Raw genomic sequence first — 2,458 nt, 5'->3', positions numbered from 1 at the left:
GGTCGGCGCGGTCGGCCATGAGGGTGGTCCCGGCGTGGTTGCCTTGGCCGCTGACGCTCAGCTTCCAGCGGCCGTGGCCCAGGATGGAGCTGCCGACGGCGATGGCCGGCCCGCTTTGGCCGAGTCCCTTCCCCTGTTCCACATGCAGTTCGACGAAGTCGCCGATTCGCGCCATGCTTCCGGTCGGGACCACGTGCCGGGGATCCAGGCCATTGCTCCGGGCGACGTCGGCGAAAGTGTCGCCGTCGACGTCGCGCAGGTTCAGCGCCTTGTCGACGTCGATGGCGCCGGCCAGGAGCCGCGAGCCCAAGCAGGCCACGCCAAAGCGGGATCCTTCTTCTTCCGGGAAGACCGTGATGGCCAGCGAACGCTTCGGCTTGACGCCTCGAGAGGCAAGAACGTCGACGGCGGCGAGTGCGGACGCGACGCCAAGCGGCCCGTCAAAGGCGCCCCCCGCCCGGGACGGAATCGAGGTGGCTGCCGGTAACGAGCGCACCGTCCTGGGGCTTTCCCCACCAGGCCCAGATAATGCCGTTGCGGTCGGTCTCGACGCCGAGGCCGCGCTGCTGGGCCTGTTCGATGAACCAGTGCCTGAGGTCGAGCTCGGGTGTCGAGTAGACGGCCCTGGAGTATCCTCCGCGAACCGCATCGCGGCCCACGTCCTTGATTGAGTCAAGGAGCTGATTGACGGTTTCCACGTGTTCCTCCGATTAATGAAGACTGCCACCAAGTAAAAACCACATGTCACCCAATGACAAGACCTTAAGCGTAGAAGCATGACAATTAACAGGCCTGAAACACCGCCGAAACGGCTTGTTCCCACTGAGCGTCTCAAATCCCGGAATCTCAGGTAATTTCTCGAAATCTATTGCCATTCGATGAAAGTTGATTTTTACTAAGTGGCAAGACATGGTGATTCAGACCACTTGAAAGCAGGTCAGCCAGTGGCAGCAGACTCTTCCACCCGGACGGTCGAAAGGGCGTTGGCCCTCCTGAGCGCGGTCTGTACCGATGGCGCCATCAGCTTGAGCGACGCCGCACGCGTTGTTGACTTGTCGGCCAGCACCGCACTCCGGCTCCTCCGCACACTGGAGGGCAGCGGATTCGTGAAGCGGGACCCGAGCGGAAACTTCCGGCCCGGCGCCAGTGTCATCCAGTTGGGAGCACTCGCGCTCGGACAGGAATCCCTCGTGTCTCTGTGCACACCGCATATGAAGAGGCTGGTGGCCGACACGGGCGAGTCCTGCTATTTGAGCATTCCTGGTCCTGGGGAAACCGGAATCTACATCGCCATTGTCGAAGGTACGCACTCTGTCCGGCACACCAGTTGGGTCGGCAGGAGCATTCCGCTGGAAGGATCCGCCGCCGGGAAGGTCCTGACTGGCGGGCAGAACGGTCGCGGCTTCGCCATCGTGCGAAGCGGCGTAGAAGACGACATTACGGCCGTCGCCGCACCCATCGTGATCGGCGGCCGCACCGTGGCAGCCCTCAGCATCGTCGCACCGAGCTACCGCTTGGGCGAGGCGAAGGCCCAGACATTTGGCGAGGAACTGGCGAGGGTGGCGAACAACATCCTCGTGGAACCCTCCGGAGACCATGAAGTGCCCCAGGAAAGCATGGAAAAGAAATGATCAAGTTTGAAAATGTCACCAAGGCGTACCCGGACGGGACGGTCGCCGTCGACGGCCTGAACCTCGAGGCGCCCACCGGCAAGCTGACCATCTTGGTTGGCCCGTCCGGCTGTGGCAAGACCACGTCCCTCAGGATGATCAACCGCCTCATCGAACCCACCAGCGGCACCATCTACCTCGATGACCAGCCGACGTCGGGCATGGACGCTGCGTTGCTGCGCCGCCGGATCGGCTACGTCATCCAGCACGCCGGCCTCTTTCCGCACCGCACTATCGTCGACAACGTGGCAACGATGCCCGTGCTGCTCGGCGAGAGCAGGCAAAAGGCCCGTATGAAAGCCCTCGAGCTCATGGAGCGCGTCGGACTCCCCGCGAGCTTCGCCAAGCGCTACCCGTGGCAACTGTCCGGTGGACAGCAGCAGCGCGTGGGCGTGGCCCGGGCTTTGGCTTCGGATCCGGCCTTCATGCTCATGGACGAACCCTTCAGTGCCGTTGACCCCGTGGTCCGCGCACAGCTCCAGGAGGAGTTCCTCCGGCTGCAGCGCGAGATCGGCAAGACCATCATCATGGTCACCCACGACATCGATGAGGCCCTCAAGCTCGGCGACCAGGTTGCGTGATGCGTGTCGGCGGAAAACTCGCCCAGATGGCCACGCCGTCGGAGCTGCTGACGTCCCCGGCTGACGAATTCGTGGCCGACTTCGTGGGACGTGACCGTGGCTACCGTTCCCTCGGCTTCACCAACGCGGCCGGCACGGTTGCCGTTTCCGAAGAAGCCGTGGTCACCCTCGGCGCATCTGCCGCCGAGGCCCAGAGCAAGGCCACGG

The 2,458-nt window shown here is 63.7% G+C and carries 1 protein-coding gene and 2 pseudogenes; 2 read left to right on the top strand and 1 reads right to left on the bottom strand.

The window, feature by feature from the left end; translation table 11 throughout:
- A pseudogene (locus tag AHiyo1_RS17590) lies at nt 1–698 on the bottom strand (M20/M25/M40 family metallo-hydrolase); the annotation flags it as partial.
- A 201-nt stretch (nt 699–899) separates the two neighbouring features.
- Between AHiyo1_RS17590 and AHiyo1_RS17585 the strand changes: the two are divergent.
- Nucleotides 900–1,631 (top strand): IclR family transcriptional regulator, encoded by a 732-nt coding sequence (locus AHiyo1_RS17585; RefSeq protein WP_059389396.1) that lies wholly within the window; start codon nt 900–902, stop codon nt 1,629–1,631.
- Nucleotides 1,628–2,458 (top strand): annotated as a pseudogene (locus AHiyo1_RS17580) (ABC transporter ATP-binding protein); the annotation flags it as partial. The gene AHiyo1_RS17585 and the pseudogene AHiyo1_RS17580, both read left to right, overlap by 4 nt.

The sequence above is a fragment of the Arthrobacter sp. Hiyo1 genome (assembly GCF_001263615.2).
Classification (GTDB): Bacteria; Actinomycetota; Actinomycetes; order Actinomycetales; family Micrococcaceae; genus Arthrobacter.
Note: the sequence above shows the minus strand (reverse complement) of the source record. Positions and strands in the feature narration are given on the sequence as shown.